11 protein-coding genes and 2 pseudogenes are annotated in these 15,076 nt (G+C 66.8%); 6 read left to right on the top strand and 7 right to left on the bottom strand.

Annotated elements, in window-relative coordinates; genetic code table 11:
* Positions 1-2 precede the first annotated feature (2 nt).
* The 7 genes and pseudogenes from AB8P05_RS21660 to AB8P05_RS21630 form a co-directional block, all read right to left on the bottom strand.
* Positions 3-1,718 (bottom strand): hydrogenase large subunit, encoded by a 1,716-nt coding sequence (locus tag AB8P05_RS21660; protein WP_472760304.1) that lies wholly within the window; start codon positions 1,716-1,718, stop codon positions 3-5.
* Positions 1,715-3,349, bottom strand: a complete 1,635-nt coding sequence (locus tag AB8P05_RS21655) for a hydrogenase 4 subunit F (protein ID WP_472760303.1) — start codon at positions 3,347-3,349, stop codon at positions 1,715-1,717. The genes AB8P05_RS21660 and AB8P05_RS21655 overlap by 4 nt, the downstream gene beginning before the upstream one ends.
* Positions 3,346-3,999 (bottom strand): hydrogenase 4 membrane subunit, encoded by a 654-nt coding sequence (gene hyfE / locus AB8P05_RS21650; protein WP_472760302.1) that lies wholly within the window; start codon positions 3,997-3,999, stop codon positions 3,346-3,348. The genes AB8P05_RS21655 and hyfE overlap by 4 nt, the downstream gene beginning before the upstream one ends.
* Positions 4,000-4,013: 14 nt before the next feature.
* A pseudogene (locus tag AB8P05_RS21645) lies at positions 4,014-5,476 on the bottom strand (hydrogenase 4 subunit D).
* A 19-nt stretch (positions 5,477-5,495) separates the two neighbouring features.
* Complete coding sequence (locus AB8P05_RS21640) at positions 5,496-6,434, bottom strand: respiratory chain complex I subunit 1 family protein (RefSeq protein WP_472760301.1); 939 nt, start codon at positions 6,432-6,434, stop codon at positions 5,496-5,498.
* Positions 6,435-6,446: 12 nt separating this feature from the next.
* The gene (hyfB, locus tag AB8P05_RS21635) at positions 6,447-8,474 is read right to left on the bottom strand and encodes a hydrogenase 4 subunit B (RefSeq protein WP_472760300.1); all 2,028 of its coding nucleotides are present in this window, start codon (positions 8,472-8,474) and stop codon (positions 6,447-6,449) included.
* A complete protein-coding gene (locus tag AB8P05_RS21630) occupies positions 8,471-9,064 on the bottom strand; it encodes a 4Fe-4S dicluster domain-containing protein (RefSeq protein WP_472760299.1) in 594 nt (197 codons plus the stop codon). The genes hyfB and AB8P05_RS21630 overlap by 4 nt, the downstream gene beginning before the upstream one ends.
* Before the next feature lie 543 nt (positions 9,065-9,607).
* Here AB8P05_RS21630 and AB8P05_RS21625 point away from each other — a divergent pair.
* The 6 genes and pseudogenes from AB8P05_RS21625 to AB8P05_RS21600 all read left to right on the top strand — a co-directional run bounded on the left by AB8P05_RS21625 (position 9,608) and on the right by AB8P05_RS21600 (position 15,074).
* Entirely contained in the window at positions 9,608-10,150 is a 543-nt protein-coding gene (locus AB8P05_RS21625) for a 4Fe-4S dicluster domain-containing protein (protein WP_472760298.1), read from the top strand.
* Positions 10,151-10,207: 57 nt separating this feature from the next.
* Positions 10,208-12,378 (top strand): annotated as a pseudogene (fdhF, locus tag AB8P05_RS21620) (formate dehydrogenase subunit alpha).
* A 209-nt stretch (positions 12,379-12,587) separates the two neighbouring features.
* On the top strand, positions 12,588-12,830 hold the full coding sequence (locus AB8P05_RS21615) for a hydrogenase maturation nickel metallochaperone HypA/HybF (protein ID WP_472760297.1): 243 nt from the start codon (positions 12,588-12,590) through the stop codon (positions 12,828-12,830).
* Between the two features lie 155 nt (positions 12,831-12,985).
* Entirely contained in the window at positions 12,986-13,885 is a 900-nt protein-coding gene (locus AB8P05_RS21610; protein WP_472760296.1) for a LysR family transcriptional regulator, read from the top strand.
* Positions 13,886-14,026: 141 nt separating this feature from the next.
* Positions 14,027-14,461, top strand: coding sequence for a hypothetical protein (locus AB8P05_RS21605; RefSeq protein ID WP_472760295.1), 435 nt, complete (start codon positions 14,027-14,029; stop codon positions 14,459-14,461).
* Positions 14,462-14,537: 76 nt separating this feature from the next.
* On the top strand, positions 14,538-15,074 hold the full coding sequence (locus AB8P05_RS21600) for an HD domain-containing protein (RefSeq protein ID WP_472760294.1): 537 nt from the start codon (positions 14,538-14,540) through the stop codon (positions 15,072-15,074).
* The last annotated feature ends 2 nt before the right edge of the window (positions 15,075-15,076 follow it).

Genomic DNA, 15,076 nt, shown 5'->3' with positions numbered 1-15,076 from the left:
CGTCACTTCAGCGGTGAATCCGTGCGTTCGCGGCAGTAGCGCTCCATCTCCTTGTAGGCGATGGTCTTGGAGCGCTTCTTGCGCACGTCCACCACGGTCACGCGGTCGGTGCAGGAATAGCAGGGGTCGATGCTGCCCACGATCAGCGGGGCGTCCGACACCGTATTGCCGCGCAGCATGTAGCGCAGCACCGGCCAGTTGTTGTAGGTCGAGGCGCGGCAGCGCCAGCGGTAGAGCTTCTGGTTGTCGCCTGTCATCGACCAGTGGATGTCCTCGCCGCGCGGCGCCTCGGTGAAGCCGAGCGCGAATTTGTGCGGGACATAGGTGAAGTCCTCGGTCAGCACCGGGCCGGCCGGGGCCTTGTCCAGCAGCTGTTCGATGATCCACAGGCTGTCGAAGAATTCCGCCACCCGCACCAGCGTGCGGGACAGCACGTCGCAGCCCTGTTCGACATGGACCGGCATGTCGAGCAGCCTGTAGCCGGCGAAGGCATGGTCGGCGCGCGTGTCGCGGCGGTGGCCGCTGCCGCGCACCACCGGCCCGACCGGGCTGTAGTCGCGGGCGATCTGCGGGTCGAGCCGGCCGACGCCCTTGACGCGGCCGCTGACGTTGGCGGTGGACAGCAGCACATCGACCAGCCGGGTCACGTCGTCGCGCAGCTCGGCGACCAGTTCGCGGGTCTTCGCCTGCTGGTCGCCCAGGATGTCGCGACGCACCCCGCCTATCAGGTTCAGCGCGTAGGTCTTGCGGGCGCCGGTCAGCAGCTCCGCCAGCGTCATCGCCTTCTCGCGCACGCGGAAGAACTGCATGAAGCCGGTGTCGAAGCCGATGAAGTGGCAGACGAGGCCAAGGTTCAGCAGATGGCTGTGCATCCGCTCCGTCTCCAGCAGGATGGAGCGGATGGCCTGGGCCCGCGGCGGCACCTTGATGCCCAGCGCATTCTCCACCGAACTGGCATAGGCGACGCTGTGGGCGTAGCCGCAGATGCCGCAGACGCGGTCGGCCAGGAAGGTGACGTCATTGTAGCCCATCCGCGTCTCGGCCACCTTCTCCATGCCGCGGTGGACGTAGAACATGCGGTAATCGGCGTCGATGATGTCCTCGCCATCGACGAACAGGCGGAAATGGCCGGGCTCGTCGGAGGTGATGTGCAGCGGTCCCAGCGGGACGACGCGGGTCTCCTGCTTGGCCTCGTTGATGAACTGGTAGGTCTCGTCGTCGCTGGTCGGCGCCGGCCGCAGCCGGTAGTCCATCGAATCCTTGCGCAGCGGATACAGCTCGTCGGGCCAGTCGTCGGGCAGGACGAGGCGGCGTTCGTCCGGTAGCCCGACCGGGCGCAGGCCGAACATGTCGCGCACTTCGCGCTCGCCCCAGACGCAGGCGGGCACCCGTGGGGTGACGGAGGGGTATTCCAGCGTGTCGGCCGGCACCTCGCAGCGCACCACCACATGGCACCTGTCGCCGCCCTCCATGGACAGGACATAGTAGACGGCATAGGCGCCGTTAAGCGGCCGTTCGTCGTTGCCGACGACCACCGACAGCCAGCCGCCATGGTCGTAATAGAGGCTGGCGACGACGTCGGGCAGCGATTGCGGCTTGACCGTGATGGTGACCTGGGCCTCGGTCTGCCAGGATTCATCAAGGATCGCATGGGGCAGGCTCTCGCGCAGGGAGGCGATATAGCCGCTCCCGACCCGTTCCGGAGTGATGAGGTTCATTTTGAAATCTCCGTCTGCGAGAGGCTGCCGGTCACCACCGGCCCAGCGGCGCGGACCGTGTCGTATTTTTGCCAGGGCGCGGCGACCACCGGGCGGCTGTCGCCGTTCATCACCACCGCGGTCGCCTGCTGGACGAGGTTGGACAGCGGCTGCGGCACGGCGAAGCCCAGCGTCAGCACCAGCACCGCCAGCACACCCAGCGGGGCCAGTGCCTTCCAGCCCACGTCACCCTTCGGCATCGCCTCCGGGCTCTTGCCCAGCACGCTGTCGGCGACGATCTTCACCAGCCCGGCGATGGTGATGCACAGGAACAGCGCGCACAGCGCCATGACCCAGGCATAGCCCTCGTTCAGCCCGGCCATGAAGACCATGAATTCGCTGACGAAGATGTTGAAGGGCGGGAAGCCGGCCAGCGCCAGGGCGCAGCCCATCATCAAGAGGCCGGTGGCAGGGGCCACCCGCAGCACGCCCTTCACCGCCCGCAGGTCGCGGGTGCCGTACTTCATCAGGACGTTGCCGGCGCTGCAGAAGAACAGGGCCTTGGTGACGCTGTGGTTGATGGAGTGCAGCAGGGCCGCGGCGATTCCCAGCGGCCCGCCGATGCCGAGCGCCACGACGATCAGCCCGACATTCTCGATGCTGGAATAGGCCAGCTTGCGCTTCAGATCCTGCTGCACAAAGAACAGCAGCGACGAGACGCCGACCGACAGCAGGCCCAGCGTCAGCAGCAGCATCTGCGGGAAGCCGGTGCCGACCGTGCCGACGGTGATGACGTAGAAGCGGATGACGATCAGCAGCGCGCATTTCAGCAGCACGCCCGACAGCAGGCCCGACACCGGGCTCGGCGCTTCCGAATGGGCGTCGGGCAGCCAAGCATGCATCGGGAAGATGCCGGCCTTGGTGCCAAAGCCGATCAGGGCGAAGACGAAGGCCAGCTTGACCAGCATCGGGTCCAACTCGGCGGCATGGCCGACCAGGGCCGTCCACAGCACCGCCTGATGCGGGTCGGCCAGCACGTCGGCGGCGTTGGAGAAGACCAGCACCGTGCCGTAGAGGCCGAAGGCGACGCCGACCGTGCAGATGATGACGTATTTCCAGGCGGCCTCCAGCGAGGATTTCTGCCCGTAGAGCCCGACCAGGAAGGCGGAGCCGAGAGTCGTCGCCTCGATGGCCGCCCACATCATGATGATGTTGTTGGCGGTGACCGCCAGCAGCATGGTGAACAGGAACAGGCTGAAGAAGCCGTAATAGATGCGGACCTTGCCGGCGTCGATCACCCCGGCTTCCAGGTCGTGCCGGATGTAGGCGATGGAATAGAGTCCGGTCAGCAGGCCGACCACGCCGATCAGCATCATGAAGACGGCGCCGAGCGCATCGACGAACAGCCAGTCGCCGAAGGCGGCGATGGCGCCGTTCGACAGCACCTGGATCAGCGCCGCGATGCTCAGCAGGAAGACATAGCCGATGGAGCCCAGATGGATGCGCTCCAGCAGCGTCACGCTGCCCTTGTCGGTCGCGAAGGCTTCGGGCAGCGACTCCCGGAACCAGGGCAGGGTCAGCAGGAACAGCGCCACCGCCAGCGGACCGATCAGGAGAAGTGGGGGAAGGATCGAGGGTACCATGGCGGTCATCCCTTCAGGCTCGTGAGCTGGCGCGCGTCGAGCGTGTGCAGCGTGTCGAAGATCCGCGATCCCAGCGCCGCCATCACCACCACCGCGAAGATGGCGTCGGTGGCGATGCCGATCTCCACCAGTTCAGGGGCGTTGGGGGCCAGCAGGGCCAGGGTCAGGTGCGACCCGTTTTCCATCAGGCAGTAGCCGAACACCTGTTTCAGGATGTTCCGCTGCGCCACGATGCAGGCGAGCCCGATGAAGAAGAGGGCGAGCGACACCGCCAGCGCCGGCTTGATGGCATCCGCCGCCGGCAGCGTCACCTTGGACGCGACGCCGAAGCAGAGGATGACGGCGACCGCCGCCCCGACGATGGACAGCGCCGTCGGCATCACCGCACCCGATCCGATGGCCGGGTCGCTCAGCCTACGGAAGGCGCGGTACATGATCGTTGGGACCAGGATCACCTTGGTCAGCAGCGCGGTGAAGGACCAGAGATACAGCTCGCCCGACCCGGTGGTCCCCGCCAGTGCCACGAACAGCATCACCAGGATGAAGCTCTGCAGCGCGTAGAAGCGGGCGGAGTTGGCAGGATTGCCGGCGAGCGTGACCAGAAGGGAGCTGACGATCAGCAGGCCCGACAGGCCATTGACGATGAGAAATCCGTTCATGACCGTTCCCTCCCTCAGCCGAGCCACGAGGCGGCGATGGAGCTTGAGACCACCGTCATCGCCACCAGGGCCACCAGCACGAACTTCATGCCGGCCGGCAGGGTGCTGCCGCGGCCATGGTGGTGGACGGCTTGCCGGGCACCGAATGGCCCAGCCATTTCAGGAACCAGGCGAAGGAGCCGACCGATTCCGCCAGCGCGATGACGACCAGCAGCATCAGCGCCCAGTGATGCGCCCCAACCTCGAACCCGCCGGCGAAGATGGCGAACTTGCTGAAGAAGCCGTTGAAGGGCGGTACGCCGGTGATTGCGAGCGCGGCGCAGACGAAGGCGACGCCCAGCAGCGGCGACTTGGTGACGATGCCGCGCAGCGACGGCAGCAGGCGGGTGCCGGCGGTGTAGCTCAGCGCACCGGCGACCAGGAAGAACAGCGTCTTGGCGAAGGCGTGGTTGAAGATGTGCGCGATGGCGCCCTTGAAGGCGAGGTCGGAGCCGAAGACCGACAGCGACAGCGCCAGCAGGATGTAGGCCAGCTGCGTGATGGTCGAATAGGCGAGCAGGCGCTTCAAATCGACCTGCGGCAGATACATGAAGAAGCCGTAGACCAGCGTCAGAACCGCCATGATCGAGCCGACCCAGCCGACGATCTCCGGCGCGCCGCCCGAGGACATCAGCCCGCGGGCGAAGATGTAGACGCCGACCTTCACCATCGAGGCGGCATGCAGGTAGGCGCTGACCGGGGTCGGGGCCTCCATGGCGTCGGGCAACCACATGTGGAAGGGCAGCTGGGCCGACTTGCCCCAGGCGGCGACCAGGATCGCCAGCAGCACCACCGCCTTCATCCCCGGCGCCAGATCGGCGATGGCGGTCAGCGCGAAGGTGCCGGTCGACAGGAACAGCAGCGCCGCCGCGACATAGAGGCCGAGCGAGGCGACATGGGTGACCAGCAGCGCCTTCGCCGCGGAGCGCAGCGCCTTGGGCGACTCGTAATAGCCGATCAGGGCCCAGGAGCAGGCGCCCGTCAGCTCGAAGAAGGCGAGTTGGCCGACGATGGTGGAGCTGAAGACCAGCCCGGTCATGGCGCCGATGAACACCAGCAGGAAGGCGTAGAAGCGCCGCCGGCCGATGTCGGGATGCTCGCGGTTGCCGGCATTCAGGTAGGCGGCGGAATAGACCGCCACCAGCAGGCCGATGGCGATCACCGCCAGCGCGATCAGCACGCTGACGCTGTCCACCACCAGCCCGAGGATCGAGACCGATCCGAAGGAGATCAGCTCATAGGTGCCGCCGACCTTGCCGTCGCCGAGCAGCGACATGGCGAGGATGGCGATCACCGCGACGGTGGCAGCGGCGAAGCCCTGGCACAGCCATTTGGCCGATGCCCGTTCCGATGCCGCAATCGCCGCCGCACCGCCGAAGGGGACCAGGATGGCGGCCAGCGCCAGCAGCCCGAGCGGTTCCGTGGGGAGTGTTATCATGATGCTGCCCCTCGCCGGCTCACAGGCCGACCAGATAGAAGACGAAGGCGAGCGAGGCGGCGCCGACCCCGACCCAGCTGTGCTGGGGGGTCAGGCGGAAGCGGACGCGCGCGACGCTGTTCTCGACCACGCCGACCGCGGCGAAGATCAGGACCAGCTTGATGGCGAAGGCGACCAGCCCGAACAGCAGCCCGAAAAACGTCATCCCGGTCGTGCTGCCGAAGGGCAGGAAGACGCCGATGAACCACGCGACGACGACCGCCTGCTTCAGCGACATCGCCCACTTGATCAGCGCCAGCGACGGGCCGGAATATTCGGTCAGCGGGCCTTCCTGCAGCTCCTGCTCCGCTTCCGCCATGTCGTAGGGCAGCTTGCCCAGCTCGATGTAGATGGCGTAGGCGAAGGACAGGGCGGCGACGATGGTCGCGGTGACCGACTGGACATGGCCGTCGGCGATGGCGGTGCCGATGGCGCCGAGGTTGGTCGAACCGGCCAGCAGGGCCGCGACGAACAGCGACAGCATCATCACCGGTTCCACCAGCACGCCCATGGTCAGCTCGCGGCTGCCGCCGATGCCGGAGAAGGAACTGCCGCTGTCGATGCCGGACAGCGAGAAGAAGAAGCGGGCGAGCGCGAACAGGTAGATGACCGTGATCAGGTCGCCGATGGGCGCCACCGGCGTGAAGCGGGTCAGCATCGGGATGCCCATGGCGATGACCAGCACCGTCGTCAGCATCACCGCCGGCATGGCGCGGAAGGCGAAGCCGCTGTTGGGTGGGGTCAGGTCCTGGCGGGTCAGCAGCTTGGCGATGTCGCGATAGTCCTGCAGCAGGCCCGGCCCGTGCCGGGTGTGCAGCTTTGCCCGGACCATGCGCGACAGGCCGGAAATCAGGGGGGCCGCGGCGAGCAGGAGGAGCGCCTGGAACAGGCCCAGGATGAAGTGCGAGAAGGTCAGCATGGCGTCCTCCCGTCAGACGGCCAGCGCCAGCAGCGCGATGAGTGCTGCGACGATGTAGAGGCAGTAGATCCGGAAATCGCCGGCCTGGATGACCTGCAGCCACTTGCCGCTGGCATCGACGGCGCCGGTGATCGGGGCGATGACGCTGCGGTCGGCCAGCGGTTCGGTGCGCCGCGCCAGCGTGACCACCCGCTCGAAGCCGTGGGCGATGCCGGTCCAGCGTCCGGCGATCGAGCGGCGCATGCTGTAGAGCGGGGCGAAGAACATGCGGATCGGCTGGGCGAAGCTGCCGGCGGTGGCGGGCATGTGATGGTCCGGCAGATAGCCGGCCGCCCAGGGCGCCGCCACCTTGCGGTCGCCGCCGCGCTTGGCGGCGAAAGCCGCCTTCAGCGCGATGGGCAGGAAGGCCATGGCGATCAGCAGGATGGCGATCAGCGGGGTGGACAGCGTCGCCTGCTGGGCATCGCCCGGCAGCAGGGTGGTGCCGACCGCCAGCGTCACCGGAGCGGTGCCGATGGTCGCCGCCGCGATGCGGCCCATCACCGGCGCCACCAGCGGGGCCAGCAGGCCGAGTGCCACGCAGGCGACGGCCAGCACCGCCATGCCGGCGACCATGGCGGCCGGCGCCTCGCGCGCCTCTTCCGCATGATGGCTGCGCGGCGCCCCGGCGAACATGATGCCGTACGCCTTGACGAAGCACATCACCGCCAGCGCGCCGGTCAGCGCCAGCATGACGGCGGCGACGGGGGCGGCGAACTTCACCAGCGGGGTGCCGTCGAGCGCCGCGGCGAACAGCGCCTGGTAGGTGTACCATTCCGACACGAAGCCGTTCAGCGGCGGGATCGCCGAGATCGCCAGTGCGCCGACCAGGAAGGACAGGGCGGTCCAGGGCATGGTACGGGCCAGCCCGCCCATCTCCTCCATGTCCTTGGTATGCATGCGGAAGATGGCGGAGCCGGCGCCGAGGAACAGCAGGCCCTTGAACACCGCGTGGTTCAGCAGGTGATAGAGCCCGGCCATCAGCCCCAGCACCGCCAGCACCGGCTGGTGCAGCGCCATGCCGATCATCCCGGTGCCCACACCCAGCAGGATGATTCCGATATTCTCGACCGAGTGGTAGGCGAGCAGCTTCTTGATGTCGTGCTCGGCGAGCGCATAGACCACGCCCAGCACCGAAGAGACCGCGCCGAAGGCCAGCACGAGCAGGCCCCAGCCCAGCATCGCCGGTCCGGCGCTGGCGCCCAGCAGGTCGATGCCGACCTTGACGATGCCGAACACGCCGATCTTGATCATCACGCCCGACATCAGCGCCGAGGCGTGCGACGGCGCGGCCGGATGGGCGCGCGGCAGCCAGATGTGCAGCGGGATCATGCCGGCCTTGGCGCCGAACCCGATGAAGGCCAGCAGGAAGGCGACGCTGTCCAGCGGGGCCGGCAGCGGATGGGCGCGGAAGGCGGCAAAATCGAAGCTGCCGGCTTGGTTCGCCATCAGGAAGAAGGCGGCCATGATCAGCACCGAGCCGCCATGGGCGACCAGGAAATAGAGGAAGCCGGCGCCCACCGCCTCGTCATCCTGGTCGAAGATGACCAGGAAATAGGAGGCCAGCGACATCATCTCGAAGAAGATGAGGAACCAGAAGGCGTTGTCGGCCGCCGCCACCAGCATCATCGAGGCGATGAAGGCGTTCATGAAGAAGCCCATCGCCCCGATGCCGCGCCCGGCATATTCGCGCACATAGGCGAAACCGTAGATCCAGGCGACCAGCGACAGCAGCGAGATGACCGCGATCATCAGACCGGCCAGCGGGTCGAGCCGCAGGACGAAATGGGCGAAGGGGTAGGGGCCGGCGGCGTCCAGCACGGCCGGCTGGCCGGCGGCGATGGCCGTCAGCCCGGCGCCGAGCCCGGCCAGCGCAGCGGCGATGCCGACGCCGCTGCCGCCAAGACGGATGTCCCCCTCCCGATGCTTCAGGAGGAGGCAGAGGATGGCGCCGCCGCAGGACAGCAGCAGCGACATGATGAGCAGGGAGAGTGGAATCATGGGTCCAGCCCCTCCAGCGAGGCGAGCGGCGTTTCAGGACTGACCGGCGCCGCCGCGGCCAGCGTGCGCTTGACGGCGGCAGCCTGGCGGGTGGCATCGGCGTCTGCCGCGTAAAGGGCGGCGGTCGGGCACACGCGCACGCAGGCCGGGCCGTCGTCGGAGAAGGCGCAAAGGTCGCATTTCACCGCCACGCTGCGCACGCCGATGTCCCAGGCCAGCAGCGGATCGAGTGCCGCCGGGTGGCTGGGCGTGGCGGTGGCGATGCCGGCGACGCCCGCGATTCCGGTGCCGCTGGGCGTGATGGCGCCGAAGGGGCAGGCCAGCGCGCACATCTTGCAGCCGATGCAGGCCTGCTCATCCAGCAGGATGGTGTCGGCGGCATGGGTGATGGCGTCGACCGGACAGACGCGGGCACAGGGCGCGTCCTCGCACTGGTGGCAGAGGACGGGGCCGGTGTCGTCGCCGATCCGCATGACGGTCAGCCGGGGATGCGCCTGCAGCCCCTGTTTTTTGTGTGCCTCGGTGCAGGCCGCCATGCAGGTGTTGCACCCGATGCATTTTCTCGGTTCCGCGATAACGAAGCGATTCATGTCCAGACCTCCGGCTTCCCGGGCGGGTGCGTCGAATGGGCCGGATCAGGGTTGGAAAATTCCCGATAAAGAAACCTGATCGGCCAATAAGAAGACAGTATTGGCTCGCGCACGCCCCCGTTGCCGCCTGTTGTTGCAGGCGGTGCGGCAGAAGGAGAGCCAGCTGTTGCGAATCTTTGTCAAAAGGCTGTCTCGGATGGGACCGCCATCGACTTCGCTACGCTATTCCCCTGAATGACGCGATGTCAACTAGACACATAAAAAAAGTGGGTATAAGGTGCGCGACACAAAGACAGGAAGTCATCTGTCGGTTTGATTGCCGATTGGCTTCCCGGAAACTCCGATAAGGAAGAAGAGATACTCGATAGGATCGGCTTATCGGCGTCGATTACTTTTAAAGATCGGGCGATAAGCGATTTCAATCGGACGTGAAGCCACCGGTGCCCACAGCGGCCAACCGGCGCGTAACGCCAGGGAACAGTGAAGCGATGCCGGGGCGGGGCCGTCCGACGGCCCCCTCCGGCTGCAACAAGGACGACGGGAATGAACAGATTCGTCACTGCAAACCCAAGCAAGTGCATCGGTTGCCGGACATGCGAGGTTGCCTGTGCGCTTGCCCATTCCGATGGTGCCGGCGTCGAAGGACTGGCGCCGGAAACCTTCAAGCCGCGCATCCGCATGGTGAAGACGGCCAACGTCAGCACCGCGGTGATGTGCCACCATTGCGAGGACGCGCCCTGCGTCAACGCCTGCCCGAACAACGCCATCGTCTATCGCCAGCACAGCGTGCAGGTGGAGCAGGAGCGCTGCCTGGGCTGCAAGAACTGCGTGCTGGCCTGCCCGTTCGGCGCCATGGACGTGGTGACGGTGCCGGCGGTCCGGCAATTCGCCGGCATGACGCTCAGCCTGGGCGTCAAGGCGCAGGCTCACAAATGCGACCTGTGCGTCGGCCGCGACGCCGGCCCGGCCTGCGTGTCGGTCTGCCCGACCAGCGCCCTGACCCTGATGGACCGGGAGGCGATGGACGAGACCCTGCGCCGCCGGCGCGAGCGTGCCGCCCTGGAAGCCGCCGAAGTCGCGGCCTGACCCCCACTACCGCGGCTGGCGCACAGCCGGCGCAATCGAGCGAATATCGAGGTCGAGATGGAAAAGCATATGGCGGTCTGCCCCTACTGCGGTACGGGCTGCAAACTGAATCTGCTGGTCGAGGGCGGGAAGGTCGTCGGTGCCGAACCCCTCAACGGCGTCACCAACGAAGGAGAACTCTGCCTCAAGGGCTATTTCGGCTACGACTTCATCAACGACACCAAGATCCTGACGCCGCGCCTGCGCAACCCGATGCTACGCCGCTCGCGCGATGCCGCCTTCGAGGCGGTATCGTGGGACGAGGCGATCCAGTACGCCGCGACCAAGCTGGGCGAGATCAAGGCCAAATACGGCCCCGACTCGATCATGACCACCGGCTCGTCGCGCGGCACCGGCAACGAGACCAACTATGTGATGCAGAAATTCACCCGCGCGGTCCTCGGCACCAACAATGTCGACAATTGCGCGCGCGTCTGCCACGGCCCGTCGGTTGCCGGTCTGCAGGTGACGCTGGGCAACGGAGCCATGAGCAACTCGATCCCCGAGATCGAGCACACCAAATGCGTCCTGGTCTTCGGCTACAACGTCGCCGACAGCCATCCGGTGATCGCCAAGCGCATCATCAGGGCCAAAGAGCGCGGCGCCAAGATCATCGTCTGCGATCCGCGCAAGATCGAGACGGCGCGTCTTGCCGACCTGTGGCTGCCGCTGAACAACGGCTCCAACATGGCGCTGGTCAATGCCTTCGCCAATGTCCTGATCAATGAAGGACTCTACAACAAGGAGTATGTCGCCAACTACACGGAGGGCTTCGACGAGTACAAGAAGATCGTCGACAAATACACTCCCGAATACGCCGCGGCGATCACCGGCCTGCCCGCCGAGGACATCTGCGAGGCGATGCGCATCTATGCCGCAGCTCCCTCCGCCACCATCCTGTGGGGCATGGGCGTCACCCAATGGGGCCAGGGCGTCGATGTGGTGAAGGGCCTGTCGGGGCTGGCGCTGCTGACCGGCAATCTCGGCCGCCCGAATGTCGGCGTCGGTCCGGTGCGCGGCCAGAACAACGTGCAGGGCAGCTGCGACATGGGCGTGCTGCCGACCGAGTTCCCCGGCTACCAGAAGGTCACCGACCCGGAAATCCGAGCGAAATTCGCCAAGGCCTGGGGTGTCGAGTCGCTGCCCGACCAGATCGGCTACCGCCTGACCGACGTGCCGCATCTGGCGGAGACCGGCAAGCTGAAGGCCATGTACATCATGGGCGAGGATCCGGCACAGACCGAGCCGGACCTGGCACTGGTGCGCAAGGGCTTCGAGGCGATGGAGTTCGTCATCGTCCAGGACATCTTCATGACGAAGACGGCGATGTTCGCCGACCTCATCCTGCCGGCCACCTCCTGGGGCGAGCATGAGGGCGTGTTCAGCGCCGCCGACCGCAGCTTCCAGCGCTTCACCAAGGCGGTGGATGCCAAGGGCGACGTCAAGCACGACTGGGAGATCATCAGCCTGCTCGCCACCGCGATGGGCTATCCCATGCATTACGACAACACCAAACAGATCTGGGACGAACTGCGCGAGCTTTGCCCGATCTTCTACGGCGTCACCTACGAGAAGATGGAAGGGCTGGGTGCGGTGCCGTGGCCCTGCCGCGACCTCGATCGCCGGGCTCCAAGTATCTGTACGAGGGCAACGTCTTCCAGCGGCCGGGCGGCAAGGGCCTGCTGTTCGCCACCGAATGGCGTCCGCCGAAGGACCAGCTGACCGAGGAGTTCCCGCTGATCCTCTGCACGGTGCGCGAGGTCGGCCATTACTCCTGCCGCTCGATGACCGGCAACTGCGCCGCCCTGCAGACGCTGGCCGACGAACCCGGCTATGTCACCATCAACCCGAAGGACGCCAAGGCGTTGGGCATCCGCGACCAGGAATTGGTCTGGGTGTCGTCGCGCCGCGGCAAGGTCATCAGCCGCGCGAGCGTCACCGACCGCACCAACAAGGGGGCCGTCTACATGACCTACCAGTGGTGGATCGGCGCCTGCAACGAGCTGACCATCCACGCCGTCGATCCCATCGCCAAGACGCCGGAATACAAGTACGCCGCCGTCCGGGTCGAGCCGATCGCCGATCAGGTCTGGGCCGAGAATTACGTCCAGCAGGAATATGCGAAGCTGAAGGGCGGCCTCAGCAACGCGGTGACCCGCGCGACGAAGAAGGCCCCGGCTTACGCGTGACCATGGGAGCGATTTCTCCCTCTCCCGTCCCGGGAGAGGGAAGGGGCCTAAGCGCAGCTTGGGAAGGGTGAGGGGGAGTGCAAGGAACCATGCGGCTTGGGATTCTTGCTCTCCCCTCACCCTCCCCACTTCGTGGGTCCCCTCCCTCTCCCGGGGCGGGAGAGGGCGTTTTGGCCCTGCGTTCGTGCTTCTATGGAAAGACCCAGCCCATGCATGAGATCGCCCTTTGCCAATCCCTGCTGGAGCAGGCGATGAAGGCGCGGGACGCCAACCCATTCAACCGGGTGGTCCGCGTCAGCCTGTCGGTCGGACGAACCAGCCGGGTGCAACCCGACGCCCTGCGCCATGCCTTCGACCTGCTCAGCCGCGACACCTTCCTGGAGGGTGCCGACCTGCGGATCGAGCGGCCGCCAGGGGAGGGATTTCGATTGGTCGAGATGGAAGTGTCGTGAGCGTGACCCTTCGTGCGCCTACGATGCGTCGCATTGCCGCTGCGGCAGCCCGCGCGGAGACGTGAACACGTGAAACGTATCAATGATGTTGCTCGGGTCGTGATGGAAAAGTTCCCGATCCACGCTGCGCCCAACGTGGTGGGAGGAGCCCCGGCATGCAGGAAAAGCTGGAATTTCTGATCGCGCTGGCCACCGAAAAGCATTTCGGCCGCGCGGCGCAGGTCTGCGGGGTGTCGCAACCGAACCTCTCCGCCGCCATCAAGCAGCTGGAATCGACTATGGGCGTGCCCCTGGTCGACCGCGGTGCCCGTTTCATCGGCTTCACCCCGGAGGGGGAGCGGGTGCTGGAATGGGCGCGGCGCATCGTCGGCGACTACAAGGCGATGCGGGCCGACGTGGAGACGATGAAGCAGGGGCTGACCGGCACGCTGCGGCTGGTGGTGGTGCCGACCGCACTGCCGATGGTCCAGCGGCTGACCGCAACCGTCTGGTCGATGCATCCCGGCATCAAGATCACCATCGCTTCCCACAGCTCCACCGAGATCCTGTCGCGGTTGGAGAATCTGGAGGCGGAGGCCGGTATCACCTATCTCGACAACGAACCGCTGGGCAACGTGGACGAGGTGCCGCTCTATCATGAGCGCTATCATCTCATCACCTCGGTGGACGGCCCGTTCGGCGCGCGCGACAGCATCACCTGGGAGGAGGCGGCGACCGTGCCGCTCTGCCTGCTGAACGCCAACATGCAGAACCGCCGCATCATCGACCGCGCCTTTGCAGAGGCGGGCGTACATGCCGAACCAATGCTGGAATCCAACTCCATCGTCGTGCTGACCAACCATCTCTGCACCGGCATGTGGTCGACGATCATGCCGCGGATCATGGCGGATTCGCTGCTGCTGCCGCCCACTATCCGCGCCGTCCCCATCGTGGCGCCGGAGCTGTCCACCCTGATCGGCCTCGTGGTCGCAAGGCGCGATCCGCAGCCGCCGCTGACCGCGGCGCTGATCGCCGATGCCCGCCGGCTGGCCCCGGAACTGGCGATGGCGGCCTGACCGCGGGGCAGCTTTGCCAAGTGGTCATACCACTTGACGATTTGTCGCGCCCCTGTGCTGCGATGCAGCATGGTAAGGAATCGGACGGGAGACGCGCCGGGATCGGCCCGTCCACGCCTCCCCCGAGGAGTGCTTTTTCCAATGAACACCGATAGTTCGTCGCACCGCTGGTCGGTCGCCCCTGCCCAGCGCGCGCTCGATCACGAACCGCTGGATGCCGGCGTCCATGCCGCCTTCGCCCAGGTGGTCGCCCGCCTGCGCAGCGAAGTGGAGGCGCTTGCACGGCGCATGGCCGATGTGGGCACCGTCGAGCTGGTGGAGCGTGACGGCGGGGCTCAGCTGCTCTACCGCGCCCATCATGGCGAGGACCAGGGCGAGGGGCTGCACCGGCTGGTCGGCAGCTTCGACCTGCATCTGACCCATGACGGCAAGGCGGCCATCCACATGCGGATCCGCGGCGATCTGCCGCCGGCCGAGATTCTGGACTTCGACCGCGCAACGGCCGACCATTTCCGGACCCGGCTGCACGCGTTCGAGATGGGTTGTCGCCGCCTGCCGATGGCAAGCGCTGCCTGACCGGACCGTGGCGCACTGTCGCCGCCTGGGCGGGCAATGCCATGTCGCCGCCCGCCCGCGGCACGGAGGAGACCAGATGTCTGACAACAATGAACTGATCACGGCGGCGCTGCGCCATGCGGCTGCCCTGCATGACGGCACCTTCCGCCCCGACCGGGCACGCACGCCCTTCGTCTCGCACCTGTCGGAGACCGCCGAACTGGTGGCCCAGGCCGGCGGCACGCCGACGGAGATCGCCGCCGCCTGGCTTCACGACGCGGTCGAGGATGGGCTGACCACCATCGCCGAACTGGCCGACCGCTTCGGCCGCGAGGTCGCCGATCTGGTGGCCGCCGTCAGCGATGCACCGGAGGATGTCGGCCGCGCGATTGCCGAGCGCAAGGCGATCCAGGCCGCCCGCCTCGCCGCAGCGCCCGACGGCGCCAAGCGCATCAAGCTGGCCGAGCAGATCTCGATCCTGAAGGCTCTGGCGGTGGAACGCCCGCTGTCCTGGAGCGTCGAGCGGGCGGACGCTTATGTCGAAGGCTCCCGCCTCGTCGCGCAGGCCTGCGCCGCCGCCAGCCCGCTGCTGGCCGAACGCTACGCCGCCGCGCTGGCCGGCGCTTCCCGCTGACC

It is taken from the genome of Azospirillum sp. VT-I1, from assembly GCF_055698305.1.
Note: the sequence above shows the minus strand (reverse complement) of the source record. Positions and strands in the feature narration are given on the sequence as shown.

What these genes read in the sequence shown, in the direction of transcription:
- AB8P05_RS21660 (WP_472760304.1), bottom strand. Translation starts at nt 1,718, where the DNA reads ATGAACCTCATCACTCCGGAACGGGTCGGGAGCGGCTATATCGCCTCC.
- AB8P05_RS21655 (WP_472760303.1), bottom strand. Translation starts at nt 3,349, where the DNA reads ATGACCGCCATGGTACCCTCGATCCTTCCCCCACTTCTCCTGATCGGT.
- hyfE (WP_472760302.1), bottom strand. Translation starts at nt 3,999, where the DNA reads ATGAACGGATTTCTCATCGTCAATGGCCTGTCGGGCCTGCTGATCGTC.
- AB8P05_RS21640 (WP_472760301.1), bottom strand. Translation starts at nt 6,434, where the DNA reads ATGCTGACCTTCTCGCACTTCATCCTGGGCCTGTTCCAGGCGCTCCTC.
- hyfB (WP_472760300.1), bottom strand. Translation starts at nt 8,474, where the DNA reads ATGATTCCACTCTCCCTGCTCATCATGTCGCTGCTGCTGTCCTGCGGC.
- AB8P05_RS21630 (WP_472760299.1), bottom strand. Translation starts at nt 9,064, where the DNA reads ATGAATCGCTTCGTTATCGCGGAACCGAGAAAATGCATCGGGTGCAAC.
- AB8P05_RS21625 (WP_472760298.1), top strand. Translation starts at nt 9,608, where the DNA reads ATGAACAGATTCGTCACTGCAAACCCAAGCAAGTGCATCGGTTGCCGG.
- AB8P05_RS21615 (WP_472760297.1), top strand. Translation starts at nt 12,588, where the DNA reads ATGCATGAGATCGCCCTTTGCCAATCCCTGCTGGAGCAGGCGATGAAG.
- AB8P05_RS21610 (WP_472760296.1), top strand. Translation starts at nt 12,986, where the DNA reads ATGCAGGAAAAGCTGGAATTTCTGATCGCGCTGGCCACCGAAAAGCAT.
- AB8P05_RS21605 (WP_472760295.1), top strand. Translation starts at nt 14,027, where the DNA reads ATGAACACCGATAGTTCGTCGCACCGCTGGTCGGTCGCCCCTGCCCAG.
- AB8P05_RS21600 (WP_472760294.1), top strand. Translation starts at nt 14,538, where the DNA reads ATGTCTGACAACAATGAACTGATCACGGCGGCGCTGCGCCATGCGGCT.